Origin of the sequence: Pelomonas margarita (assembly GCF_043555875.1) — a bacterium.
Lineage (GTDB): Bacteria > Pseudomonadota > Gammaproteobacteria > Burkholderiales > Burkholderiaceae_C > Pelomonas > Pelomonas margarita.
In genome coordinates, this window is record NZ_JBIGHW010000021.1 from 1 (window position 1) to 24,408 (window position 24,408).

23 protein-coding genes are annotated in these 24,408 nt (G+C 69.6%); 10 read left to right on the forward strand and 13 right to left on the reverse strand.

What is annotated here, in order from left to right; translation table 11 throughout:
• Positions 1-620 precede the first annotated feature (620 nt).
• From ACG0Z3_RS21935 to soxR, 7 genes are all read right to left on the reverse strand, one after another.
• Positions 621-1,088 (reverse strand): CFI-box-CTERM domain-containing protein, encoded by a 468-nt coding sequence (locus ACG0Z3_RS21935; protein ID WP_394401868.1) that lies wholly within the window; start codon positions 1,086-1,088, stop codon positions 621-623.
• 942 nt (positions 1,089-2,030) lie between these two features.
• On the reverse strand, positions 2,031-3,227 hold the full coding sequence (locus ACG0Z3_RS21940) for a toxic anion resistance protein (RefSeq protein WP_394401871.1): 1,197 nt from the start codon (positions 3,225-3,227) through the stop codon (positions 2,031-2,033).
• Positions 3,224-3,874, reverse strand: coding sequence for a hypothetical protein (locus tag ACG0Z3_RS21945; protein ID WP_394401874.1), 651 nt, complete (start codon positions 3,872-3,874; stop codon positions 3,224-3,226). Before ACG0Z3_RS21945 ends, ACG0Z3_RS21940 begins: the two co-directional genes overlap by 4 nt.
• Positions 3,871-5,514 carry a substrate-binding and vWA domain-containing protein gene (locus tag ACG0Z3_RS21950; RefSeq protein WP_394401876.1) on the reverse strand — a complete coding sequence of 548 codons (1,644 nt, stop codon included), beginning with the start codon at positions 5,512-5,514 and terminating at the stop codon, positions 3,871-3,873. Before ACG0Z3_RS21950 ends, ACG0Z3_RS21945 begins: the two co-directional genes overlap by 4 nt.
• Positions 5,511-6,635 carry a hypothetical protein gene (locus tag ACG0Z3_RS21955; protein ID WP_394401878.1) on the reverse strand — a complete coding sequence of 375 codons (1,125 nt, stop codon included), beginning with the start codon at positions 6,633-6,635 and terminating at the stop codon, positions 5,511-5,513. The genes ACG0Z3_RS21950 and ACG0Z3_RS21955 overlap by 4 nt, the downstream gene beginning before the upstream one ends.
• Before the next feature lie 163 nt (positions 6,636-6,798).
• Positions 6,799-7,575, reverse strand: coding sequence for a ferredoxin--NADP reductase (locus ACG0Z3_RS21960; RefSeq protein ID WP_394401881.1), 777 nt, complete (start codon positions 7,573-7,575; stop codon positions 6,799-6,801).
• Positions 7,576-7,652: 77 nt separating this feature from the next.
• Complete coding sequence (gene soxR / locus ACG0Z3_RS21965; protein WP_394401883.1) at positions 7,653-8,150, reverse strand: redox-sensitive transcriptional activator SoxR; 498 nt, start codon at positions 8,148-8,150, stop codon at positions 7,653-7,655.
• 30 nt (positions 8,151-8,180) lie between these two features.
• On the opposite strand from soxR, the gene ACG0Z3_RS21970 reads away from it, so the two are divergent.
• The 3 genes from ACG0Z3_RS21970 to ACG0Z3_RS21980 are packed head-to-tail and all read left to right on the forward strand — an operon-like array spanning position 8,181 to position 10,308.
• Positions 8,181-9,191 (forward strand): questin oxidase family protein, encoded by a 1,011-nt coding sequence (locus tag ACG0Z3_RS21970; RefSeq protein WP_394401885.1) that lies wholly within the window; start codon positions 8,181-8,183, stop codon positions 9,189-9,191.
• Positions 9,192-9,220: 29 nt separating this feature from the next.
• On the forward strand, positions 9,221-9,793 hold the full coding sequence (locus ACG0Z3_RS21975) for a helix-turn-helix domain-containing protein (protein ID WP_394401887.1): 573 nt from the start codon (positions 9,221-9,223) through the stop codon (positions 9,791-9,793).
• A complete protein-coding gene (locus tag ACG0Z3_RS21980) occupies positions 9,790-10,308 on the forward strand; it encodes a GNAT family N-acetyltransferase (RefSeq protein ID WP_394401889.1) in 519 nt (172 codons plus the stop codon). Before ACG0Z3_RS21975 ends, ACG0Z3_RS21980 begins: the two co-directional genes overlap by 4 nt.
• A gap of 56 nt (positions 10,309-10,364) precedes the next feature.
• On the opposite strand, the gene ACG0Z3_RS21985 is transcribed toward ACG0Z3_RS21980, so the two are convergent.
• The 3 genes from ACG0Z3_RS21985 to ACG0Z3_RS21995 all read right to left on the reverse strand — a co-directional run bounded on the left by ACG0Z3_RS21985 (position 10,365) and on the right by ACG0Z3_RS21995 (position 14,197).
• Positions 10,365-12,674 carry an ATP-binding protein gene (locus ACG0Z3_RS21985; protein WP_394401891.1) on the reverse strand — a complete coding sequence of 770 codons (2,310 nt, stop codon included), beginning with the start codon at positions 12,672-12,674 and terminating at the stop codon, positions 10,365-10,367.
• A 224-nt stretch (positions 12,675-12,898) separates the two neighbouring features.
• A complete protein-coding gene (locus tag ACG0Z3_RS21990; protein WP_268167899.1) occupies positions 12,899-13,177 on the reverse strand; it encodes a BTH_I0359 family protein in 279 nt (92 codons plus the stop codon).
• Between the two features lie 123 nt (positions 13,178-13,300).
• Positions 13,301-14,197 (reverse strand): hypothetical protein, encoded by an 897-nt coding sequence (locus tag ACG0Z3_RS21995; RefSeq protein ID WP_394401894.1) that lies wholly within the window; start codon positions 14,195-14,197, stop codon positions 13,301-13,303.
• Between the two features lie 33 nt (positions 14,198-14,230).
• Here ACG0Z3_RS21995 and ACG0Z3_RS22000 point away from each other — a divergent pair, with 33 nt between their 5' ends.
• Positions 14,231-15,004 carry a fumarylacetoacetate hydrolase gene (locus tag ACG0Z3_RS22000; RefSeq protein ID WP_394401896.1) on the forward strand — a complete coding sequence of 258 codons (774 nt, stop codon included), beginning with the start codon at positions 14,231-14,233 and terminating at the stop codon, positions 15,002-15,004.
• Positions 15,001-15,942 carry a nucleoside hydrolase gene (locus tag ACG0Z3_RS22005; protein ID WP_394401899.1) on the forward strand — a complete coding sequence of 314 codons (942 nt, stop codon included), beginning with the start codon at positions 15,001-15,003 and terminating at the stop codon, positions 15,940-15,942. The genes ACG0Z3_RS22000 and ACG0Z3_RS22005 overlap by 4 nt, the downstream gene beginning before the upstream one ends.
• A gap of 12 nt (positions 15,943-15,954) precedes the next feature.
• Here the strand turns inward: ACG0Z3_RS22005 and ACG0Z3_RS22010 are convergent, their stop codons facing one another.
• Both ACG0Z3_RS22010 and ACG0Z3_RS22015 read right to left on the reverse strand, forming a co-directional pair.
• Positions 15,955-18,660, reverse strand: coding sequence for a bifunctional acetate--CoA ligase family protein/GNAT family N-acetyltransferase (locus ACG0Z3_RS22010; protein ID WP_394401902.1), 2,706 nt, complete (start codon positions 18,658-18,660; stop codon positions 15,955-15,957).
• 10 nt (positions 18,661-18,670) lie between these two features.
• The gene (locus ACG0Z3_RS22015; protein ID WP_394401905.1) at positions 18,671-19,609 is read right to left on the reverse strand and encodes a histone deacetylase family protein; all 939 of its coding nucleotides are present in this window, start codon (positions 19,607-19,609) and stop codon (positions 18,671-18,673) included.
• A 114-nt stretch (positions 19,610-19,723) separates the two neighbouring features.
• On the opposite strand from ACG0Z3_RS22015, the gene ACG0Z3_RS22020 reads away from it, so the two are divergent.
• Together ACG0Z3_RS22020 and ACG0Z3_RS22025 are read left to right on the forward strand one after the other, a co-directional pair.
• Complete coding sequence (locus ACG0Z3_RS22020; protein WP_394401908.1) at positions 19,724-20,395, forward strand: DUF4197 domain-containing protein; 672 nt, start codon at positions 19,724-19,726, stop codon at positions 20,393-20,395.
• 91 nt (positions 20,396-20,486) lie between these two features.
• Complete coding sequence (locus tag ACG0Z3_RS22025) at positions 20,487-21,440, forward strand: ProQ/FINO family protein (RefSeq protein WP_394401910.1); 954 nt, start codon at positions 20,487-20,489, stop codon at positions 21,438-21,440.
• Here the strand turns inward: ACG0Z3_RS22025 and ACG0Z3_RS22030 are convergent, their stop codons facing one another.
• Positions 21,441-22,823 carry a leucyl aminopeptidase family protein gene (locus ACG0Z3_RS22030; RefSeq protein WP_394401913.1) on the reverse strand — a complete coding sequence of 461 codons (1,383 nt, stop codon included), beginning with the start codon at positions 22,821-22,823 and terminating at the stop codon, positions 21,441-21,443.
• 156 nt (positions 22,824-22,979) lie between these two features.
• Between ACG0Z3_RS22030 and ACG0Z3_RS22035 the strand changes: the two genes are divergently transcribed.
• The 3 genes from ACG0Z3_RS22035 (at position 22,980) to ACG0Z3_RS22045 (ending at position 24,400) form a co-directional block, all read left to right on the forward strand.
• Positions 22,980-23,162 carry a hypothetical protein gene (locus tag ACG0Z3_RS22035; protein WP_394401915.1) on the forward strand — a complete coding sequence of 61 codons (183 nt, stop codon included), beginning with the start codon at positions 22,980-22,982 and terminating at the stop codon, positions 23,160-23,162.
• Between the two features lie 117 nt (positions 23,163-23,279).
• Positions 23,280-23,849 (forward strand): hypothetical protein, encoded by a 570-nt coding sequence (locus ACG0Z3_RS22040; protein ID WP_394401917.1) that lies wholly within the window; start codon positions 23,280-23,282, stop codon positions 23,847-23,849.
• A complete protein-coding gene (locus ACG0Z3_RS22045) occupies positions 23,846-24,400 on the forward strand; it encodes a tRNA-uridine aminocarboxypropyltransferase (RefSeq protein ID WP_394401919.1) in 555 nt (184 codons plus the stop codon). Before ACG0Z3_RS22040 ends, ACG0Z3_RS22045 begins: the two co-directional genes overlap by 4 nt.
• Positions 24,401-24,408: the final 8 nt, after the last annotated feature.

Here is a 24,408-nt window from a genome sequence, read left to right on the forward strand (position 1 = left end):
GGCCGCCCAAGGCCAGTACGCGAGAATGCCGAGAGGCCGCGTACTGGCCTTGGGCGGCCTGCCGTAGCGGGTCCGCTCGAACGGCAAGTTAGGCGGCGCTTTGCACCTGTTGACCAAACCGGGCACTTGCTGCATTCTGCTGCAGCCCGCGACAACCGTGCAAGCTGCGGCTGCGCGTGTCGTTGCCGCCAATGAATCTCGGCTGCGTCAGCTTGCACCTGCCTGGCGGCAACACCAACTGACTGACTGCGCGGCGCAGCACGCCGGCGCGAAGCGCCAACCACTACATACTTGAGAGGCTGACAGGTCAACCTGCTTGACTCGGAGGCCGCGTATGGCCTCACGGAATGCCAGACCATTGGCCCGTGCTGCGCAGGAAAGGAGAACTGACAGTGTCTAGGCCTGCTGCACGCCGCCAAAGTCAGTTGGCCAAACGAGCCGATCTCAGCTGCGGGAACGGAGCGGCACAGCATTTTGAGCGTCGTGTGGCTTGCGCTGCCTAACGTTCGAGCTAAGCTGACCGCGAAGGCATGCGGTGTAAGCCTGGTGCGCGAAAATGGACGGAGGACCGCGGACCAGGCTTACACCACATGCCGTAGCGGGTCAGCTTGAGCGAGTGGTTAGGCCTCGCCTGCGGACTTGTGGCAAGTGAGTCTTGCTGTCATTGCCTGGTACATCTGAATCGCATCCTGGTGTCTTGCTTCGGAGATTGCCGTGACGCACTCTTGCACTGTTCGCCAAACCGACGCGACTTGATCTGAATCATGGAGTCCGGCCGCGATACCTGGCGCAATCTCGTAGTAGCGGGCTACCAAGGCACGCCCCTCGCGTGTGTGCATCAAGACATCGTCGCGAAACGAACGCAGCGTCTCCAGCTCGAGACAATCGTCAGGTAGTCCGTTGATCTTGCAGACCGCAGTAGTGATGTAGCAACCGGACTTCTTCTTTTCTTTGCCAGCATCACTTCGCTTCTTTCTCCATTGCCCGTCTTCGTTTCGTGACCTGTTGTCTCCGCGCGTCGGCCCTGTCTTTACAACAGGCCCGCCCGTGTCCCTCGGCGGCTTTGTAGGATCCTTCTTCTCTGCCACTTGTGCTCTCCCTGGGTTAATCAGTCGGCCAACTGAAGAATAGCGCGTCGCGAGGCCTAACGTTGAGTTGAGTGGACCGCGTAGGCAGGCGGCGTAAGGCTGGGACGCGAAAATGGTACGAAGTACTGCGGACCAGTCTTACGCCGCCTGCCGGAGCGGGTCCACTCGAACGCTAGGTTAGGCGTCGGTTCGGCGGCTGACGAGGCGGGTGGAAGCGCAAGTGGTCGCTGTTGCATGGCAAAACTGTGCCACAGACAAACTGGAAGCGGAACTGGCGAGAGTGCCTACTGCGCCGGCCAAGCAACCTGAGTTCGCTGGCGCTGCGCGGAGCGGACCGAGGACTCGGTGCTTGGCGAAGCCGAGTCGTCTTTGGAGCTGCTGCGCGACGGGAACGGTGGGCCAACCACCGCGCCGCGCGTGAGAAGTGACAGCAAGAACCAAGCTCATCAAAGTGCGTCCACCGGAGCATGACGGTGGCTGAGAACACGGCTCTGTGCGCGGCATGACCGGAGCGATGCGTTGGTCAGCACCTGCGACGCCTAACGTGTTGTCGCCAGTCTGCGTAATGCAGACGACTGCTGCGTATTGCCGACGCGCTTCACGCGTCTAAGCGCTTGGTCCGCCTCAACAAAAAAGCCATTGACTGTGTTTTCATACAGCTCCACACTGTCTGCGTAATGCACCTCGGCGGCAGGCGCAGCGGGTGGTGAATCAGGTGAAGGGCTTGTCATGGGCATCACAGCGCATCGAGAGGGCGAAACCGTGCTCATGATGGCACGGCGGGCGCCGCGCCCGGAAGCCGGGGCAAACCTCCCGCCCCTGCGCGCCCCCAAGCTGTTGTATCAATTGCGTGAGCGCATACGGTACCTGCACTACAGCCGGCGCACCGAGCAGGCCTACTTAGGGAAGAGTAAGTGGGATGAATCTCGCGTCCAGAAAAATTCACAGCCTCACCGGCCCCGCCACACCCCCACCCGCCACCGCTTCCCGCGCCTGCTGCTGCCGCGTCCGGTCCACATAGCTGTCGGCCCGCTGCAGCTGCGCCTCGATGAGCTTGTTGTTGGCGCCCATCGTCGCAATCGCCTTCGAGCGGAAGTTGTCCATCGCGTCCATGGCCTGGAAGGTCTGGTCGAACATGGACTGGATCTGCTCGATGCCCAGCATGGGGTTGGATGCGAACTCGGCCGTCTGGTCGACGTGCTGGTTCAGCGCCTGGCCCGTCTGGTTGATGAGGTTGGCTATGGTCGCGTTGACGCCTTGCAGCATCTTCATGACCTCGATCTGGTTGCCCGTGGCGCGCGCCACGGTCTGCGCCACGGCCAGCGCGCTCATGCCGGTGGTGGCGACGCGGTCGCAGCCGATCATCATTTCGCGGCCGGTCTTCTTCAGCACGTCCAGCGCCAGGTAGCCGTTCACGCAGACGGCCTGCTGGGTCTGGATGTCGGCGAGGTTCTGGCGCGCGTAGAACAGCACCTCCTGCTCCAGCGCCTTGGCTTTCAGCGGGTCGGTGCCTTTCAGCTGCTCCACGCGCTCGGCCAGCCGCGTGTCCAGCGTGCGGGCGAAGCGGGCGGCGGCGGCGAGGGACTGCATCGCGTCCCACAGTTTGCCGCGCGTGGCCTCGATGTCGATGACGTCCTTCTGGATGCCGTCCTTGGCCGCGTAGAGCTGCGTCATGCTGGTCTGCAGCTGGCTGGCGGCGCTCTCGAACTTGCGGAAATAGGCCTCCAGCTTGTTGCCGAACGGGATCAGCCCAAGCAGCTTGCGCGGCTGCAGCAGGTCACCGTCCTTGCCGGGGTTGAGTTCGTCCAGCTGCGCGCGGATGGCGTTGATGGCCTGGTAGGCCGGCGTGTCCGTGGCGCCGACGAAGTTGCGCTGCATCAGGCTGCCCTGCATCAGGCTGGCGGCGAGGCTGATCTCCTGGCGGCCGAGCTGGAAGGCGCTGTCGAGCTTGGCCTTGAAGGGCTCACTGTGCAGGTCTTCCTTTTCCAGCGCATCGATGAAGCGCCGCACCTGCTCGTCGACCTGGTTGGCGAGTTCGGGCTTCAGCGGCACGGCCTCGACGGCCTGCGGTGCTTCGACGGGCGTGATGACCTCCGGGGGCGTCAGCGTGAAGGCGGGCTTGGTGGTGATGTCGCTCATGGGTGCTTGGCTCCGAACTTCTGTTTGAGGAATTCGCTGTGGCGCAGGAAGGCCTGGGCGTCCTGCCCGGCCAGGTCATCGCCCAGCTGCTCGACCTTGGCCTCCAGCTCGGTCAGCACACCTTCGAAGGTGGCCTGCGCCGTCATGCCGTTGCTGAGTAGCTTCTTGGTCGCGAACTGCGGCGGGATGCTGAGGTAGGTGTTCAGCGCATCGGGCAGGTAGCTGATGGCGATGTGGCGCGCATGGAAGCTCTCCTGCAGCGGCAGCTGGCCCTTGCTGCGCTCCCACTGGTCCAGCAGGCCTTCGAGCTTGCCGCACAGGTTCTGGATGCGCGTGGCCAGAGCGCCGGGGATGCGCTGGCCGGGGTTGTGCTCGGTGAGCCGCCGCACGCCGGACAGCGCCCGGCCCATGGCCTCGCGGGCGTCGCCCTCGTCCTTGAACTGCAGCGCCTCCCACTCGGCTTCCTTGAAGCTGGGCCAGCCCCACCACATCGCGCCGACGACGAGGCCGCCCGCGTAGCCCAGCGCAGCCACGCCGAGGCCCAGGCCGCCCAGCAGGCCCAGCGCTTTCAGCACCAGCACGCCGGTCGCGGCAAGCAGGCCGCACCAGTTGGCCGGTGCGTTGAGCCATCGAAACAAGGCACTCATTGGTAGCTGCGAATGTCTTTGAACACCGCGTAGAGCGGCGTTTTGCGCGCGTCGAACACGCGGCCGCCGGTGATGGACACCAGCTGCTTCAGGTCGCCCTCGGCTGCGTCGCCGTACAGCACCATGAAGACGGGGATGCCGCGCACGTCCTCGGGCAGTTGCTCGTAGGCCTGCTTGAATGCATCGAGGTTGCGGCCCACGGTGTTCTTGCCGTCGGTGAAGGCGACCACCGAGTACTGGTAGTCGGGGTTGAGCTTGCGCTGCTCCAGCATGTGATTGAGTGCCGCCAGCACCGAGTCGTACAGCGCCGTGCCGCCGGCCATGCGCAGGTTGTCGGCGCTGTCGCGCACGCGTTGCAGCTCAGCCTTCTTGGCGTCGGTGTCGGCCTGCGGCGCCACACCCTTGGCGACCCTCGTGCCGGCCGGGATCTCGAACAGCACCGGCTCGCGTGGCCGGTCGCTGAACGGCAGGAACCACAGCTTCTCGCGGTTGGTCAGCTTGGCAACGCGGCCAGTCAGCGACACGTCGGCGCCAGCCAGGTAGTGAATCGCTTCGACGAGCTGCTCGCGTCGCTGGCCCTGCATGCTCCCGCTGGTATCCAGCACGAAGGTGCTGGCGATGGGCTTGCGGAACTCGTTCAGGTAGGCGTCGATGAGGCCGTCGGCCAGTTGGCGGTCGGGCGAGAACGGCAGCTCCACCTGGAAGCCGCGCGCGGGCAGCAGGTCGGCGACCTGCGCGGCCAGCTCGGCCTTCATCGGCCGGCGCAGTGTCTGGCGTGCCAGCCACAGCTGGGCCGTGTCGCCCTTGAGGTACTCGACGACCTTCAGGTAGTCGGCGCGCTTGGCGTCGTTCAGCAACATGAACGGGTAGTCGGCTGTCGCCACGCCTTCGAACGGGTAGATCAGGTGCAGCTTCTCGCGCAGCTTGCCGCTGGCGTTCAGGCTCAGCAGCCAGCTCTCGTAGTTGATGAAGGCGTTGGCGCGCGTGCCCTGCTGCTTGGTGAACTGCTCGGCGAGATACGTGGAGTTGTCGCCCACGATCTTGTAGCCGGTCAGGAAGTCGGCAATCGCCTGGCGGTCCACGTCCGCGGCGGTCAGCGCCTCGCCCTTGCCACCGGCAGCCGCCACCACGCCCAGCAGCGCCATGAAGCCCTGGTTGCTCGTCGCCGGGTTGCTCAGTGCATAGCGCAGCTCGCCGCGCTTGGCGGCCTTGGTGATGTCAGCCCAGGTCAGCTTGGCGTCGGGCTTGTTCCAGCCGAAGCGCGCCGCGTCGCTCTCGCTGACGCCCACAGCGATGGGCGACAGCATGATCTTTTCCTGCAGCTTCACGCGCCCTTGGCCGGCGGCGTCGCTGAGCAGGTACTTGGCGTTGGCGAACCAGGCGGCGTCGGCGGTCGATCCGCTCAGCACCTCCTGCGTGCTCTCCATCGTGCCGCCGAAGCGGAACTGCACGGCCACGCCGGTGGCCGCCTCGATCTGCGCGGCCAGCGGCTCCAGGTCCTTGAGGTCGCTGGTGGCCAGCACCTGCAGCGTCGTTTTCGGGGCGGCTGGCGCTGCGGCGGGGGGCGCTGGCTCGTCGCGCCTGCTGCAGGCGGTGAGCGCGGCGGCGGCCAGCAGCACGAGGGCGAGGCGTCGCATCATTGGTTCATCTCCCGGCTCACGGTGTCGATCATCTCGAACATCAGGTCGAAGCCCGGCGGGTCCACCACCTGACGCAGCTGCGTGTCCACGGCCAGGCCGGCCTGCTGGGCCGTGGCGGCGAACGCGGCCGGGTCGCCGGTGCGAAAGCCCAGCTCCAGCGCAATGGCCTGCAGCGCCTTGTTCGTGGCCAGGAGCTCGGCCAGCTTCCTGCCACGCTCGTTCATGGCCACGATGACCAGCTTGTTGACGATGGTGGGCTGCGGGTACATCAGCACCATCTCCGGCCGCAGCCCGCCGCCTGCCTTCTGCGCCTGGGCCAGCATCTGGCTCTCGTAGATGAAGGCCAGCGGCGTCTTGCCCATGCCGATGGACAGGTAGTCGTCGAACGCGCCGTTGACGTAGTTCTCCTGGAAGCCCTGGCGCTTGAACAGCTCGGCCAGCTTCAGTGCCAGCTCGTTGCCGCGCGCGCGGTCGCTGACCACCTCGCCGTGCAGCGCCTGCGAGGTCAGCGCCAGGTACATCGCGGCCGAGTTGCTGCGGCGGATGTCGGTCGTCGACACCAGCACGCTGCGCGACACGGCGTAGTCGCCGCTGTCCTTCAGGTCACGCCAGCGCTTCTTGGCCAGCATGGCCTCGGTCAGCTTCTCCATGTCCAGGCCGTAGACCTTGGGCGCCATGGGCTGGGCCATGCGGTTGGCGACGAGGATCCTGGCCACCGGCTCCCAGGACGCCACCACCAGCGGCGTGTGGAAAGGCGAGCTCTGCGTGGCCGGCTTGTTGGCCTTGCGCGCGGCGTCCAGGATCATGTTGGCGGCCACCACGCCGCTGGCGAAGAAGAAGTCCGGCGCCTCGGCCAGCTTGCCGGCCATGTCGCGGCTGCCCACGCGCTGTGCCTGCACCGGCAGGCGTTCGGTCGCCAGCAGGCGGGCCACCCGCTCGTCCTTGAAGAACGGGTCCATCTCCACGGTCACCAGGCCCTTGAGCGGCGCGGTCTGCGCGATGACGGTCTGCTCGTGCTCGAGCGCCTGGGTCTGCTGGTTGTTACGCAGCGCCCAGAACAGTGCGCTGCCGAACAAGGCCAGCACGACCAGCGTGCCGGCGATGCGCTTGGGGGTGTTCATCGGGCTTGTCTCGCCTCCTGCCATGTGGACAGGTGCGGAGTGTGCCCCCTCCCGGGGTACAGCCAAAAGTCAGGCCAGGGCAGGAATCACCTGAGGCCTGGCCTGAGAGTCCTTCATGCGGGACGCGCTTGCAGTGCTGCCGCTCCCGCGGCAGCGGCGGAGCTCACTTCTCGACGAATGCGCGCTCGATGACGTAGTCGCCCGGCGTCGTCGTGCTGCCTTCCTTGAAGCCGCGCACTTCCAGCATGGTTTGCATGTCTTTCAGCAGCGCCGGGCTGCCGCACAGCATGATGCGGTCGTTCTCCGGGTCCAGCGGCGGCAGGCCCAGGTCGGCCTGCAGCTTGCCGGTCTGGATCAGGTCGGTGATGCGGCCCATGTTCTTGTACGACTCACGCGTCACGGTCGGGTAGTACATCAGCTGGTGGCTGGCGTACTCGCCCAGGAACTCGTGCTTGGGCAGGTCCACGGCGAGGTGGTCGTGGTAGGCCAGCTCGGCCACCTCGCGCACGCCGTGCACGATGATGACCTTCTCGAAGCGCTCGTAGGTTTCCGGGTCGCGCACGATGCTGATGAACGGCGCCAGGCCCGTGCCGCTGCCCAGCAGGTACAGGTTCTTGCCCGGCAGCAGGTAGTCGATCAGCAGCGTGCCGGTGGGCTTGCGGCCGACGACGATCTTGTCGCCCGGCTTGATGTGCTGCAGCTTGGAGGTCAGCGGGCCGTCCGGCACCTTGATGCTCAAGAACTCCAGGTTCTCTTCGTAGTTGGCGCTGACGATGGAGTAAGCGCGCAGCAGCGGCTTCCCGTTGTCGCCGGTCAGGCCGATCATCGTGAAATGACCGTTGGAGAAGCGCAGCGCCTGGTCGCGCGTGGTCGTGAAGCTGAACAGGCGGTCGGTCCAGTGATGGACGGTCAGGACGGTCTCTTCGTGGAAGGCACTCATGGGCGCTCGCTGAGGTTCGGGTGACGGGTTAACCCGGCATTTTCGCCGGGAACTGATAGGCGGCAGTCGCGCAAGGGTCAACGCTCGGTTTCTATGCGCAGAAGCCTCGCGCCCACGCCGCTCGCGCCGGCCTCGTCCTGCGGGTTGTAGAGCGCGCAGGCCTTCAGCGACAGGCAGCCGCAGCCGATGCAGCCGGTGAGTCGCTCGCGCAGCTGTTGCAGCGCGGCAATGCGGGCATCCAGCAGCGGCGCCCAGCTGGCAGACAAGCGCGCCCAGTCGGCCTTGGTCGGTGTCCGACTGTCGGGCAGCGTGGCCAGGGCCGCCTTGATCTGCGGCAAGCTCAGCCCCACCGTCTGCGCCGCGCGGATGAAGGCCACGCGGCGCAGCGCATGGCGCGGGTACTGGCGGTGGCCCCCGGGCGTGCGGCTGCCGGCCAGCAGGCCCTCGGCCTCGTAGAAGCGCAGGGCGCTGGCCGCCACACCGGCGCGACGGGCCAGCTGGCTGATGGTCAGCGGCGCGCCCGCAGCCGGCCCGGCATCGCCGCTTGACTTCAAGTGCACTTCAACTTCGACCATGGCGGCCATGTTCCCACGAATGGAGTCGCCATGTTGATGAACACCGCCGCCACACCTGCCACACCTGCCACACCTGCCACGCTGGCCCAGCTGCACCACCTGCTCGATGCCGGCCAGGCCTGGTCCGCCACCTACCGTGGCCGCATGAGCAACCACCTGCCGATGGTCCAGCAGGCCTTGCTGGAGCTGGGCGCCTCGGCCGAGCGGCTGCAGGCCTTCACCGAGGCGGAGGAGACGCATCTCGAGCCGCGTGATCCCGCGCGGCCGTCGCCTGTCGATGTCGCGCGTGACCTTGGCCGTCCGTATAGCGACGTCGCCTGGCGCACGCATTTCGCTGGCCGTATCGCCAAGCTCGGCTCACCTGCCGCGTTGCGCGAGGCGTTGGCACTGCTGCTGCCGGGCACTGGAGCGATTGCCTTCCACGGTCTGATCCGCACGGGGCACGCGGTGTTGGCGGGGCACGATGGCGAACTGGCCGCGGGGCTGGCGCACTGGGCATCGCACTTCATGCCGCTGCCTACCGCCGATGAGGCGCCGCTGGCGCTGGCCGACTGGCTGCAGGCGCTGACGTCACTGCCCCGTCCCGCCGACCCGGCAGGCCGCTTCATCACCGACCGCATGCAGGCCTGGGGCGACGCGGCCGGCTTCGCCACCATTGCCGGTCGGCTGCAGCATGGGCCCGACACGCTGCGTGACCTCGCGCTGCTGGCCGCCCGCACCTACGCGGCCACCGGCAACTTCACCGTGCTGCACCTGCTGACCGCCAGCCACGCGATGAGCGTGCTGCAGCCCTGGTGGCCCGCGCCCGAGCTGCCGCGTGGCTTCAGCGTCGCCGCAGCAGCCGGCCTGCTCGCCAGCGGCGCCGTGCCGTCATTCGGTCTGGATGACTTGCCCTGCCGCCCCTGGCCAGTGCTGATCACCGCCGCTTGCGAACAGGACGACGCGCACGTCATCAAGCTCACCCACGCCGCCTGGCGTTTGGACCGCCGGTGGCCGGACCCGGCCTGGCGTCGTGCCGTGGAGCGCGCCATTCCATTTTGATGGAATTTAAATTCCAGTATGCTGGAGGAATGAACGAAGGCATCTCCGAACTCATCGCTCGCCGCCTGCGCGAGTTGCGCGCGGCCGCCGGCCTGTCGCTGGACGCGCTGGCCCACAAGAGCGGCGTCAGCCGTTCCAACATCTCGCTGATCGAGCGCGGCCAGAGCAGCCCCACGGCCGTCGTGCTGGACAAGCTGTCGTCGGCGCTGGGTGTCAGCGTCGCGTCGCTGTTCGAGGCCGGCGAGGCGCCGGCCGCGCCGTCGCCGCTGGCCCGTGTGGCCGACCAGCCGGTCTGGCAGGACCCGGCTTCGGGCTATCTGCGCCGCAACGTGTCGCCGCCGGGTGTGTCGCCACTGCAGCTGGTGGACGTCGTCTTCCCGCCGGGCCAGCGCGTGGCCTTCGAGACCGCCGAGCGCGACAGCGACATCCATCAGCTGATCTGGATGATCGACGGCGCCATGGACATCACCCACGGCGATACGCAGTGGAAACTGGCCGCCGGCGACTGCCTGGCGGTGCAGCTGAACGCGCCCATCCGCTTCTTCAACCCCGGCAACCGGCCGGCCCGCTACCTCGTGGCATTGACCGGAGCTCGGCCATGACCATCCGTGAAATCGACGGCGCCGAGGCGCTGGCCCGCGTGGGCGAACTGGCCGAGGTGCTGCGCGACTGCGTGGAGGGCGGCGCGTCGGTGGGCTTCATGCTGCCGCTGGCCGAGGGGCGGCCGGAAGCCTTCTGGCGCCGCGTGGCCGCAGGCGTCGCGGCGGGCGAGCGCCACCTGTTCGTCGCCGAGGACGAGGCTGGCCGGATCTGCGGCACGGTGTCGCTGGTCATCGACATGCCCGACAACCAGCCGCACCGCGCCGATGTGTCCAAGATGCTGGTGCACCGCCGCGCGCGCCGGCAGGGCGTGGCCGAGCGCCTGCTGAAGGCGCTGGAGGCCAAGGCGTGCGAGCTGGGCAAGACGACGCTGGTGCTGGACACCGTCACGGGCAGCGACGCGTCGCGGCTCTATGAGCGGTTGGGGTGGCAGAAGGCCGGGGATATTCCGAACTATGCGTTGATGCCGGAGGGGGCGTTGTGTTCGACGACGTACTACTTTCGCCACTTCCCGTAGGGGCACGACCCGCCAGCACCGGTGCATCGCGACCAGGCGGCAGGTCTTGACCCGCCCTACCTGAACCCGATGCCTCGGCGCTCGCGCACCTCGGGCTTGGCCCGATGCTCCGCCTCCAGCTGCGCCAGGAACTCGTCCGGCGTGAACGCCTCGCCGAGGATCTCGACTTGATGCCGCACGGCCGCGAAGTCGCCATGCGCCAGGCAGTCCATCGCCGTGAGCCGTGAGCGATGCTCGTCGGTGGGGGCTGCGCCGGCCTCGCGCTCGAACATCGCCAGCCGCTGTTCGGGCTTCAGCGCCTTGAAGCGGATCTTGAACGCGAAGCGCCGCAGCGCGGCCTCGTCGAGGTCGTCGAACAGGTTGGTCGTGCAGATGAACAGGCCGTTGAAGCGCTCCATGCCGGCCAGCATCTCGTTGACCTCAGACACCTCGTAGTTGCGCTCGGCATGCTTGCGGCTACGCAAAAAGCTGTCGGCTTCGTCCAGCAGCAGCACGGCGCCTTCGGTTTGGGCGCTTTCGAACATGCGGGCCATGTTCTGCTCGGTCTCGCCAACGAACTTGCTGGCGATGTCGCTGGCGCGCTTGACCATCAGCGGCCGGCCCAGCGCCTGCGCGATGTGCTCGGCCAGTGCCGTCTTGCCGGTGCCGGGCGGGCCGTAGAAGCACAGCTGGCCCCGGCCCTTGTTGCGCAGCGCCTCGACGATGCGCGGGATCTCGAAGCGGCTTTCGCAGTTCAGCAGGTCCAGCGTGTACTGCGTGACGCAGGGGCGCGCGAGGCTCGCGCCATCGTCGCGGCCCAGTGCCTTGTCGGCGTTCAGCAGTTGCCGCTCGATGAGCTTCTCGGCGTCGCCTGCGTCGCCCGCCAGCTGGGCGAAGCGCACGGCCGTGCGGATTTGCGCCGGTGTCAAGCCGGGTCGCTCGGCCAGCTTGGCGACAAAGCCCTCGCTGACGGCCACGTCCCCGAGCGCTCGCGCTACCAGGCCGCGGCGCGCGCCGGGCGGCGGCGACTTCAGCTCCAAGTGGTACTGGAAGCGGCGCCGGAAAGCCGGGTCGATCTGCTCGATGCGGTTGGTGACCCAGATGACCGGCACCGGGTTGGTTTCCAGGATCTGGTTGACCCAGGCCTTGCCGCTGACGGAATTGCCCACGCCGCCCTCGGCGCTGGCATCCAGCCGGCTCAGCAGTGAGGCCGTGTCGCTGGACAGCGGCGGGAATACGTCCTCCACCTCGTCGAACAGCAGCGCCACGTTCGCGCTGGCCTTCAGGAACACCTGGCTGATCTGCAGAGAGCGGTAGCGGTCGCGGCCGGACAGCGAATTGCCGTCGCGGTCGGCGTACTCGACTTCGTAGAGATCGAGGCCGGCCGCGGCGGAAGCCACCTTGGCCAGCTCGGTCTTGCCGGTGCCCGGCGGGCCGTACAACAGCACGTTGACGCCGGTGGCATGCGTGGTCACCGCGCGGCGCAGCAGGCCTTGCAGCAGGGCGAGGTCCTCGGTGACGAACTGGAAGTCGCTCTCGGCCAGGGCGCTCCTGGCCGCCGGCCGCGTGAACACGGCCATCAGGTCGTGCGGGCCTTGGTACTCGCGCATCAGCACAGGCGGCAGCTGGTCGCTGACCTTCATCAGGTCGGCCAGGTCGGTGATGTTGTGCTCGGAGATCAGGTTCTCGACCATGCCGATGCGTTCCAGCCGCGACCCGGCGCGCAGCGCCTCGGCCACTTCGCGCTCGTCCACTCCGGCCACCGCCGCGATGGCCGCGAAGGCCTCCTGCGCTGTGTTGACCTTGAACTCCACCAGCGCCCCGCGCAGCTCACGTTGGTAGCGGGCCAGCGTGCCGTACAGCAGGATGGCGCGCTCGGCCGGGTTGAGCTGTAGCAGCTGGCCCAAGGCATCGATGTTCTTCTCCACCAGCGTGGACTCGCGCTTGAGCTGGCGGTCCAGGTGCTCGCAGGTGGTTGCCAGCAGGGCCATCATGTCCTTGGGCGCGTCCTTGACGTATTCGTCGAGGTAGAAGAACAGCGTGCCTTCGGAGAACGGGCCGCTCCACTGGCCGAAGCGGTCGAGGAAGGCTTCGTCGGAGAGCGCATCATGCCCGCGCCACAACTCGTTGCCGGCGCAGCGCTGCGCCAGGTAGACGCGCAGTCGCTGCAGCACCCGGGTGGGCCACACCAGGTGGCGGCCGGTGAAGGACAGCAGGCCGTTGAAATCGCGGCGCAGGTTGAAGCGGCCGGCATGCTTGACCGTCAGCGTCAGCACGAACTGCGAGCACATGCGGTCCAGCACCGGGGCGCTGTCCAGGCCGGGGGATGGCAGCACGCGGGCAGCGGAGGCCCGGGGGGCTGTCTCTGCGGCGGCTCGCTTGACCATCGATGGACTCCTTACGCGGCCTGCAGCGGCCGGTGTGGGCCATCTTGTATCAGGCTTCGCGGCGCCTCAGTGCGACTTCTTGCGCGCTTGTCGGGGGCATTGCACGACGAACGGGGGATGTGCGTGCCGATCGTGCTGCATTGCCCGCTCGCCGTTCAGGCGTGAAAAAGCGCGACCCGCCTGCCGGGCGGTCGCGCTTGTGCGGGAAAGGGGCAGGAGGAGCGTCAGTGCATGACCACCGGTTGCTGGCCCATGCTGGCGTAGCGCTCGATGAAGTCGTCGAGTTCGTCCTCGGACGGCTGGCGGTCGCCCATCAGCGCCTGCACGCCCTGCTGGAAGGATTCGGCCAGCGCGCCCTCGATGAAGATCTCGCGGCGGGCGAACTTGTCGACGATCTCGAAGCCGCCGCGGTTGAGCTGACGGCCAGGGTCGGTCTCTGCTTCGGTCAGGGGCACGTCGAACTGGACGACGATGAAGCTGTCGGAGTTGTAGAGCATGTGCATGGTGTTCTCCTTGGGGCTTCAACTGCGGATGAGGCCAGAGATTTCAAGCCTCCCGGGCACAGATACTGGCAGAAGGGGTGCCTGTTTGCCGCATCCCCTCGCTTGACAAGGTGTATCGAAGCGTCAGGAGTTCACGTCGGCGAGCACGATTTCGTAACCCCGCATCTCGGGGTCGCCCTGGCGCAGCCGCGCGGGCCAGTAGCCGCGCGCCGGGTCCAGCCACAGCTCGATGCCGGGATCGTGCTCGCCCAGGCGCAGGCGTCGCAGGTGCAGCAGGCCGGCGGCCTCGGGCCCGCTGTCCTGGGCCTCGAACACCCACTCGCGCAGCTCGCCGCGAAGCCCGGCCACCCAGACTCGCCAGCGCCCGCCCGGCGTCGGCGCGGCCTGCACCAGTGCGGCCAGCTGCAGCCACCAGGACAGCCGGTCCTGCGCGCCCGCCGGCATCTCGTGATGGGCCGTGCTGGCCGAGAAGCTGATGCGCTGGTCATCGAGGTCGAAGTTGACGGCCTGCCGGTCGCGCCCGCCGCGCTGCAGCGCGAAGCGTTCCGGCGCCAGTCCGGCCGTGCCAGTGCGGCCCAGGCTTTCCAGCGCGGGCAGGGCTCGCTCGCCGATGCGGCGGGTCAGGCGCAGGCTGTAGCGCCCGTCGGCCTCAGGCCGCCAGTCCAGCAGCGCCTCGCCGTCCTGGCCGCCCTGGCGCAGCCGGTAGCGCCAGGAGGCCGGGCCGGCCAGCTGCAACAGCGGTCCGTGGGTGTCTGCCAGGGGCGTCGGCGCGGGCGGTGGCTCCGCGCGGGCCAGCGGCGACGGTCGGGCCGGGCGGGCGGTGGCGGGCGGCACCGGCGCGGCGGGCTCGAGCCGTGCGATCGGCAGCACGGCCGGCGGCAGCAGGGCAATGCTCACCGCGCGGGCCGGTGCCTGGCGGTCCGGGCGCTCGGGCGGGTCCCCCAGCAGCGCCACATGCGCGAGCACGCTGGCCGCCAGCATCAGCCAAGCGGCGCGGGGCAGGGTGGGGCGAGCGCGCATCGCACAATGCTGCCACTGCTTCCAAGATCCCCCATGAAACTCGCCAGCTACGCCGACGGCTCGCGCGACGGCCACCTCGTCGTCGTGTCGCGCGACCTGTCCCAGGCCCATTACGCCACCGGCATCGCCACCCGCCTGCAGCAGGTGCTCGACGACTGGGGCTTCATCGCCCCGCAGCTGGAAGACCTGGCCGTGCAGCTCAACCACGGCAAGCTGCGCCACGCCTTCCCCTTCGATCCCGACAAGTGCGTGGCGCCGCTGCCGCGCGCCAGCGGCTGGGCCGTGGTGGCGCGCGGAGGCGGCGTGCGCCGCGACGTCGGCCTGTTTGCCGGCCCGCACCAGCCGTTGCGCGCGCCGGCCCGGCCCGAGGCGGCGCTGGCCGCCATCGCGGGTGACCTGGCAGCGGCCAGCGACACCGCCTCGGCACTGGACGCGCTGTGCCTGCTGACGCTGGCCGTGGACTGGCGGCTGGACGACGAACTCATCGCCACGCAGGCCGCGCCGCTGGCCGTCACCCCGGACGAGCTGGGCGAGGCCTGGCGCACCGGCCGCGTGCAGGCGCGCCTGCAGTTGCTGCACAACGGCGCCAAGCAGCCGGTGCCGGACATCGACGCCCAGCCCGGCGCTGCGCTGGCCCGCGTCGCGCGGCTGCGCGCGCTGCGGGCCGGCCAGGTGGTCGGCACCGCGCTGGCGCTGCCCGACCTGCAGCTCGCCGCCGGCGACAGCCTGCACCTGGACCTCAAGACCACCGACGGCGCCAGCCTGTTCGGCGCCATCGACCTCGACATCGCCCCCGACGCCCCATGACCCGCCAGCCCATCATCATCGACACCGACCCCGGCCAGGACGACGCCGTCGCTCTGCTGCTGGCCGCCGCCTCGCCCGAGCTGGAGCTGCTGGGCGTGACCACCGTGGCAGGCAACGTGCCCCTGCATCTGACCACGCTGAACGCTCGCAAGGTGCTGGAGCTGGCCGGTCGGCGCGACGTGCCCGTCTGCGTGGGCGCGGACCGGCCGCTGGACGTGCCGCTGGTGACGGCCGAGCATGTGCACGGCGACACCGGCCTGAACGGCGTGAACCTGCCCGAGCCCATGCTGGCCGTGGACCCGCGTCACGCGGTGGACTTCATCATTGAAACGCTGCGGGCGCGCGAGGCCGGCACCGTCACGCTGTGCCCGCTGGGGCCGCTCACCAACATCGCGCTGGCGCTGCGCCGCGCGCCGGACATCGCTTCACGCATCAAGCGCATCGTGCTGATGGGCGGCGGCTTCTTCGAGGGCGGCAATGTCACGCCCGCGGCCGAGTTCAACATCTATGTCGACCCGCAGGCCGCGCACGAGGTCTTCACCAGCGGCGTGCCTATCACGATGGCGCCGCTGGACGTCACTCACGAGGTGCTGACGACGGCGAAGCGCATCGACGCGATCCGTGCGCTGCCCAACCGCGTGGGCGCCGTCGTCGCCGCGTGGATGGAGTTCTTCGAGCGCTACGACGAAGAGAAATACGGCCAGGACGGCGGCCCGCTGCACGACCCCTGCGTCATCGCCTGGCTGCTGCAGCCCGGCCTGTTCACCAGCCGCGACTGCAATGTGCGCGTCGAGACGCAGAGCGAACTCACGCGCGGCATGACCGTCATCGACTGGTGGGCCGTGACCGGCCTGCCGGCCAACGCCCAGGTGCTGCGGCACGCGGACGCCGACGGCTTCTTCGCGCTGCTGACCGAGCGCCTGGCGCAGCTGCCCTGACGCCCGCCGCGCTCACTGCAAGGAGCGCGTGACCAGCTTGAAGTCCGGGTCCTCGGGAAAGGGCTTCACGGTGAAGCCCAGGCCGCGCATCAGCTTCAGCATGTCGGCGTTGTTGGTCAGCACCAGGCCCTCGATCTCTGCCAGGCCCTTCTCGCGCGCGGCGTCGGTGATGCCTTCCATGAGCCGCGAGCCCAAGCCCTTGCCGCCGAAGTCGTCGGCCACCAGCAGGCTGAACTCGCAGCTGGTCTGGTCGGGGTTGGTGATGATGCGGCTCACGCCGACGATGCGCTCGTGCTCGTCGAAGCCACCGTCATCGCGCGCCGTGCGCTCGCAATAGACGGCCACCAGCGCCATCTCGCGGTCGTAGTCGATCAGCGTCAGGCGCGCGAGCAAGCCCGGCGGTAGTTCCTTGATCGCACTGGCGAAGCGGAAATAGCGGCTCTCTGGCTTCAAGCCGCGCACCAAGTCCTGCAGCATCTGCGCGTCGTCGGGCCGCACCGGGCGCACCGTCACCTCGCCGCCACCGGCCAGCGGCCAGACCTGCTCGAAGCGGGCCGGGTAGGGCAGGATGGCCAGGTGCGGGTAGTCGAACGCGCGCGGCATGCCGGTCTGCGGGCCCGGTTGCAGCACCACGCGGGCGTCCACCGCCACCGCGCCGGTCTCGTCGACGATGAGCGGGTTGATGTCCATCTCGCGCAGCTGCGGGAACTCGCACACCATCTCGCTGACGCGCTGCAGCACGCGCTCCAGCGCCTCCATGTCGGCCGGCGGGCCGCCGGCGCGGCCCTCGATCAGCGCCTCGGACACGCGGGCGCGTTCTATCAGCCGGCGCGCGAGGAACTGGTTCAGCGGCGGCAGCTCCATCGCGCGGTCGGCGATGAGCTCGATCATGGTGCCGCCGGCGCCGAAGACGATGGTGGGGCCGAAGGCCTCGTCCGTCACCAGGCCCACGCAGACCTCCTGGCCACCGCGGCCGCGCTGGGCGCGGGCCATCTTCTGCACCGTCACGCCGTTGATGCGCGCCTGCGGCTGCAGCCGCTTCACGCGAGCCACCATCTCGTTGTAGGTGTCACGCGCGGCCGAGCCGCTCTGGATGTTCAGGGCCACGCCCTGCACGTCGCTTTTGTGCGCGATGTCGGGCGAGTCGATCTTCAGCGCGACGGGGAAGCCCATCTGCGTGGCCAGCATCATGGCCTCGTTGGCGCTGCGGGCCAGCACGGTCTGCGTGACCGGGATGTGGAAGGCCGCCAGCAGCGCCTTGCTCTCCATCTCGGTCAGCGTGCGGCGGCGCTCGGCCAGCACGCTCTCAATCAGCAGGCGCGCGGCCTCCACGTCGGGCTGCGCCAGCGTGGACATGGGCGGCGGCGTCTGCAGCAGCAGCTGTTGGTTGGCGTAGAACGACGCGATGTTGCCGAAGGCGCCCACGGCGGCCTCCGGCGTGCGGAAGTTGGCGATGGCCGCGTCGTTCAGCACGCGGCGCGCGTCCAGTACCGAGGCGTCGCCCATCCAGCAGCCCAGCAGCGGCTTGGCCGTGGCGGCCTTGGCGGCGGCGACGGCGCGCGCGATCTCGGTGGCGTCCGAGCCGATCTGCGGCGCGTAGACCACCAGCAGGCCGTCCACCGACGGGTCCTGTGCGGCGGTCTGCACGGCGGCGCCGAAGTGCTCGGGCGTGGCCGCGGCCGACAGGTCGATCAGGTCAGTCAGCGAGGCCAGGTCGGCCAGTTGCGGGGCCAGTGCGCGCGCGGTGTCGGGCGACAGCTTGCCCAGTTGCAGGCCGATCTCGCTGACCCAGTCTGCCGCCAGCACGCCGGGGCCGCCGCCATTGGTGATGATGGCCAGCCGCTTGCCCACCGGGCGGTAGCGCGCGGCTAGGCATTTGGCGGCCGAGAACAGCTCGACGAAGCTGCGCACGCGCACCGCGCCCGCACGGCGCAGTGCGGCGTCGAACACGTCGTCGCTGCCGACGATGGCGCGGCTGTGCGTCAGCGTCGCCTCGTTGCCGGCGCTGCGCCGGCCGGCCTTCAGCACGACCACCGGCTTGGCGTGCGCCGCCGAGCGCAGCGCGCTCATGAAGCGGCGCGAGTTGGAGATGCCTTCCAGGTAGACCACGATGCTCTGCGTGCGCGCGTCGGCGGCCAGGAAGTCCAGCACCTGGGCCAGGTCGACGGCGGCGTTCGGTCCCAGCGACACGACCTGGCTGAAGCCCACGCCGTTCTGGCGCGCCCAGTCCAGCATGGCCGAGGTCAGCGCGCCGGATTGCGACACCAGCGCCAGCGACCCCTCGGCCGCCAGCGGCCCGGCGGCGCTGGCGTTGAGGTTCAGATGCGGGCGCTGGAAGCCCAGGCAGTTGGGGCCCAGCAGGTGCACGCCCTCGCGGCGCGCGATGCGCTTGAGCTGCGCCGCCTGGGCGGGCTCGATGCCGTCGCTGACGATGAGCACGGAGCGGCAGGCGATGCGGCAGGCCACCTCCAGCGCGGCGGCGATCTCGTCGTCGGGCAGCGCGATGACGGCCAGGTCGGCGCGCGAGCGTGCCAGCTCGCCCAGCGTGCCGGTGGTCTCGCCGTGCAGGAACTGCACCGGGTGCGGGCCCGGCGCGGCCTCCAGCGCGGTGCGCAGCACGCGGGCCTGGCGGGTCTGGCGCTCGGGCTCGTCCGGCGGGCCGGCAAAGACGACCACGGAGCCGGGGGTGAACAAGGGGGTCAGGAAGTGGTTGTCCATGCGGGGAACTCTAGTCGGCGCCGATCAGCACCTTGATGTGGGCAGCCGCACTGCGGGCGAGCGGGTTGAGCACGTAGCCGCCTTCGAGGCAGGAAATCACGCGACCGCGACAGTGGCGCCAGGCTACGTCCATCAGCTGGCGCGTGACCCAGGCGTAGTCGGCGTCCACGAGGCCGAGGTTGCCCATGTCATCCTCGCGGTGCGCGTCGAAGCCGGCGCTGATGTAGATCAGCTCCGGGCGGAAGGCCTCCAGTGCCGGCAGCCAGTGCGTGGTGACGGCTGCGCGGAAGGCCTCGCTGCCCGAGCGCGGCGGCAGGCCGACGTTGACGAGGTTGGTTGCGTCGCGTAGCGAGCGTGCGTCCGGCCCGTTGAACGGGTACAGGCCTGTCTCGAAGATGCTGCACATCAGCACGCGCTCGTCGCCGGCCAGGATGTCCTCGCTGCCGTTGCCGTGGTGCACGTCGAAGTCGATCAGCGCGACGCGCTCGAGGCCGTGCACGTCCAGCGCATGGCGTATGCCCACGGCGGCGTTGTTGAAGAAGCAGAAGCCCATGGCCGCGTCACGCTCCGCATGGTGGCCGGGCGGGCGCACCGCGCAGAAGGCCGACGGCGCCTCGCCGCCCAGCACCAGGTCGGTGGCCAGCACGGCGGCACCTGCCGCCCGCAGCGCGGCGGGCACGGTGAAGCGGTTCATGCGGGTGTCGGGATCCACCTGCGCATAGCCCTCGGTGGGTGCGGCGTCCAGCGTGCGCCGCACGTGCAGTGCCGAATGCGCGCGCTCCAGCTGCGCCTCGGTGGCGCGCGGCGCGTCGTGCGGCACCATGTAGTCCAGCAGGCCCTGGATGAGCAGCATGTCGGCGATGGCGCCCAGCCGCTCAGGGCATTCCGGGTGGTCCGGCCCCATCTCGTGCCGGGCGCAGTCGGGGTGGCTGATGTAGACGGGCAGCATGGTGTGGTGTTGTCTCCTTCAGCCAGCTTATGCAGCGCGGCTGACGTGGCGCTTGACCCAGCGCAACACGGCGGCAGTGGCAACATGGGCGCCTGCGCTTTCAGGAGCATCACCATGCAACGCCGCCTCGCCCTTGCCGTCCTTCCCGCCTGGTGGGCGCTGCCCGCCCAGGCGCTGGCCCTCAGCGAGGGCGACGCCAACGCCGGCATCCGCGCGGCGCTGGAGCGGGGCGCGCAGGCGGCGGTTGCGCTGCTGGGCCGGCCCGACGGCTTCCTGGGGAACCCGCTGGTGAAGATCGAACTGCCCGGCTCCTTGAAGGACGCCGCCCGGCTGCTCAAGGCCACGGGCCAGGGCGCCAAGCTCGACGAGCTGGTCACCGCGATGAACCGCGCCGCTGAGGCCGCCGTGCCGGCCGCCAAGCCGCTGCTGGCCCGGGCCGTCAAGGACATGAGCGTGGAGGACGGCCTGAAGATCCTCAAGGGCGGCGACGACGCCGTGACGACCTTCTTCGCCGACAAGACCCGCGAGCCGCTGAGCCAGCAGTTCCTGCCCATCGTGACCCGGGCCACCGAGCGCGTGGCGTTGGCGGACAAGTACAACGCCGTCGCCCGCAAGGCCTCCGGCCTGGGCCTCGTGAGGGGCGACGAGGCCAACATCCAGCAGTACGTGACGGGCAAGGCGCTGGACGGCCTGTTCCGCCTCATCGGCGAGGAGGAGAAGAAGATCCGCCGCGACCCGGTGGGCACCGGCAGCGCCTTGCTGAAGAAGGTTTTCGGCGGCCTGTAGCCGGTTGCTTTTCGGGGGATGGCGCAGCGGGCGGCCTGATCGCCGACAATCCCGCCCCTTGCCTGTTTGCTGCCGCTGCGTCGGCCTTGCGATGAATTCCGATCTGCCTGATCCCGTCACCCCGTCCGAAGCACCGGCTGCCGAGGCGCCTGCGCCCGCACCCGAGGCTGCCACGCTCGAGGAAGCGCTGACGCCCGAGGCCACGCCGGCGGCGCCCGCCGCGCCGGCTGAGGCTGCGGCCTTGGACGCCACCGCCGAGCTGAAGGCCCTGTTCCCGGCGCTGTTCACCGGCAAGCCCAAGCCCGTCAAGCTGCGCATCCAGGCCGACATCCAGGAGCGCGCGCCGGGCAAGTTCAGCAAGGCCCAGCTCAGCGCCTTCCTGCGCCGGCATACCGGCAGCACCGGCTACCTGATCGCGCTGACGCAGGCCAAGACCCGTTTCGACCTCGACGGCAACCCCGCCGGCGAGATCAGCGAGGAGCACCTCACCGCCGCCAAGGAAGAGCTGACCCGCCGCAAGGGCGCGCGCCAGGAGCGCGAGCACGCCGAGCAGGAACGCCATCGCCTGGAAGCCCAGCAGCGCCGCAACCGGGGGCAGTTGCTGTGGGATTTCGAGCGCACGACGCTGACCGAGGCCAACTTCTGCGTGCTCAAGGGCCTGACGCCTGAGGAGCTGCCCGGCCTGCTGGAGATCGCGCGCAAGGAGCGCGCCGAGGCCCCGCCCGCGCCGCCGCGCCAGGAACGTGACGGCTCGCGCCGCGACGACCGCCGCCCCGGCGGTGGCCGGCCGGAAGGCCGCGGCCCGCGCCGCGCGGATCAGCGCCCGGAGGGCCGGCGCGATGCGTCGCGCGGCGACCGTCCCCCGCGCGGTGATCGCCCTCCGCGTGCGGAAGGCGGCCGCCCGCAGCAGCCCGGCCGCAAGCCGGTGCCGCAGCAGCCTGAGCAGCCGGTGCAGTCGCAGATGGCCCAGGCCCTGCAGGCCGCCCGTGCCGCCAAGGCCGAGCCGGCGGCTGACGCGCAGCCGCCCAAGGACCCGGCCGAGTAATCAGCCCGTCACGTAGCGCTGCTCCAGGTAGGCGAGCAGCGTGCGGATGGTCTGCGCCTCGCCGCCCACCGGGCGGCCAGGGCGCGGCGTGTCGTTCCACGCGAACAGGTCGATGTGCAGCCAGTCCTGCTGTACCGGCAGGAAGTCCTCCAGGAACAGCGCCGCGTTGATGGCGCCGGCCAGCGCGCTCTTGCCCGTGTTGACGATGTCGCCCAGCGCGCTCTCGATACCCGCGTGGTACGGCGCCCACAGCGGCATGTGCCACAGCGGGTCGTCCAGCTTCAGGCCCAGGTCGACGAGATCGCGGGCCGTGTCCATGTGCTTGGCGAACAGCGCCGGCAGCTGGGCGCCCAGCGCCACACGGGCCGCGCCGGTCAGCGTGGCGAGGTCGATAACCAGGTCGGGGCTGCCCTCGGCCGCGTAGGCCAGCGCGTCGCACAGGATGACGCGGCCCTCGGCGTCGGTGTTGCCGATCTCGATGTGCAGGCCCTTGCGCGTCTTGAGGACGTCGCCCGGCCGGTAGGCATTGCCCGCAATCGAGTTCTCGACGGCCGGGATCAGCAGCTGCAGCCGCACCGGCAGCTTGAAGGCCATGATGAGGCCAGCCAGTGCCAGCGCGTTGGCGGCGCCGCCCATGTCCTTCTTCATCTGGCGCATGCTGTCGCCGGGCTTGATGTTCAGGCCGCCGGTGTCGAAGCACACGCCCTTGCCGACCAGTGCCAGCTTGGGGTGCTTGGGGTCGCCCCAGTGCATCTCGATCAGGCGAGGTGAGCGCGTGCTCGCACGGCCGACCGCGTGGATGCTGGGGAAGTTCTTTTTCAGCAGCGCGTCGCCGACGATCTCGGAGAACTTGGCGCCGTACTGCTTGGCCAGCGCCTTGGCGGCCGCCGACAGCTCGGCCGGGCCCATGTGTTCGGCCGGCGTGTTGACCAGGTCACGCGTGGCTGCGATGGCCGTCGCCAGTGCCAGGCCGCGCTCGGCGTCCGGGCCGGGCTTGAGCCACAGCGTGGCCGGCTCGCGCTTGGCCGGCTTGTAGAGATCGAAGCGGTAGCCGCCCAGCTCCCAGGACATGGCGGCAGCCTCGGGCTGCAGCGCCAGGCCGGCGCCGTCCAGCCGGTACTCGCCGGCCGGCAGCGCCAGCGGCAGGCTGCTCAGCGCAAACGGGTGGGCGGCGTGCGCGACGCCGGCAAACACCTGGGCCAGCCGGCCGTCGGCGCCGGGCAGCAGCGCGTGGCTGTCGGCCGCGCCGACGAAGCCGACGGTGGCCAGCCAGGCACGGGTGGCCTCGGGCAGCGTGGGGGCGAGGGCCTGGAAGGCGGCGCGGTCGACGACGGTGATGGGCGTGGCCTTGGCAGGCAGGGACTTCTTGAGCTGGACGGTCATGGGACGCTTCCGGGAATTCGAGGCGTCCATTGTGTCGGGTCGACACGGATGCAAAGAAGTGTGTGGCGGCTGTCAACCGGGCCGCCGAGCCCGGCGTTGTGCCTGCAATCGCGCGATATCCCCCCGCGAGACGGCCTGGTAACAGGCCAGACAGCCATGAAGATGCAGACCCGTCAGGAACATTCGCACCGCCGCCTGCCCGCCCCCGAGATGGGTGCAGTCTGGAGTGCCGAGGAGTCGGTCGAGAAGGGCCGCAAGCACGAAGCCTTCGACGCCGGCTTCTACAGCGGCGAGCGCCGCGGCTTGGCCCGCGCGCTGCGGCTGGACCGCAAGCGCTGATCCCGCCACCGCTTCCCTGCAGCCCGCCCTCCGGCCCCGGACGGCGGGCATTGTTTTGCCCAGTGCTGCACGCTTGGCGGCCGCCGCCCGCGGCGGCAGCGTCGAGAATGGGGCCCCATGAAAGCCGCCCGCCGTTCTACCGCCTGCATTTCCGGCGCCCTGCTGTACTGCAGTTGCATCGCCGCTGCCATGCAATACGCCTCCATCGGCCTGCCGAAGAGCTTCTATGTGCAGTTCGGCGGGCGCAACAGCCTGACCGTCGCGCTGGGTGAGGCGGTGGCGGTGGCCATGCTGCTGGCGGTGGTGTCGGCCGTGTGGGGGTATCTGACGTTGCGCCCCGAGCGGCGGCGCCACCGGCCCTACCTGGCCTGGATGATGTCGGGCGTGGGGCTGGCCTGGGCTGCACTGCTGATCTTCGGCGCCTTCACCTTCGCGACGGCACCGCGCTCCTATTCGGCGCCACTGCAGACGCTGGTGCTGTCGTCCAACGCGGCGCCTTTGTTCGGCGCGCTCAACATCGTCGGCGTGCTGCTGGGCGTGTGGGTGGCGGGCACGCTGGCGCGGCGCAAGCAGCTCAGTCTGCCGTCTACCCGTTCGCGGCGCCGTCCCAGCGGGCCGGCCCATCCGGAGCCGGGCGATGACGCGGAGTCCACGCAAGGCCCGCAGACCGTCGCCCCGCCGCATTGACGACACGCCGCCCGCGCTGCGCGCGCTGTGAGCGGCCGGCGTCCACCTGCCTGTGCGCCACGCTGCCGGCCCCGCCGCTGGCGCACCGCACGGAACTGCTGATCCTGCAGCACCCGGCCGAAGCCGGCCATGCCAAGAACACCGCCCTGCTGCTGGCCCTGGGCTTGCAGCGGGTGCAGCTGCTGCGTGGCGAAGTGTTCGACGCCGCGCTGGCCGGCCCCGGCACGGCGCTGCTGTACCCGGGCGACGGGGCTGCCGCTGCCGCACCCGCTGACGTCCGCCGGCTCGTGTTGCTGGACGGCAGCTGGCGCCAGAGCCGCCGGCTGCTGGCCGCCAACCCCTGGCTGGCCGGGCTGCCGCGGCTGGGCCTGCCGGCGCAGCCCAGCCGCTACGTCATCCGTCGGGCGCACCGGCTGGGCCAGCTGTCGACTGTGGAGGCCGGCCTGCACGCGCTGACGCTGCTGGAGGGCGAGCCCTTCATGCCGCTGTGGGCCGCGTTCGACGCCTTTGTCCAAGCCGGCCTTTACAGAAGGGCAATGGGATTGGCCTAGTATTTCCG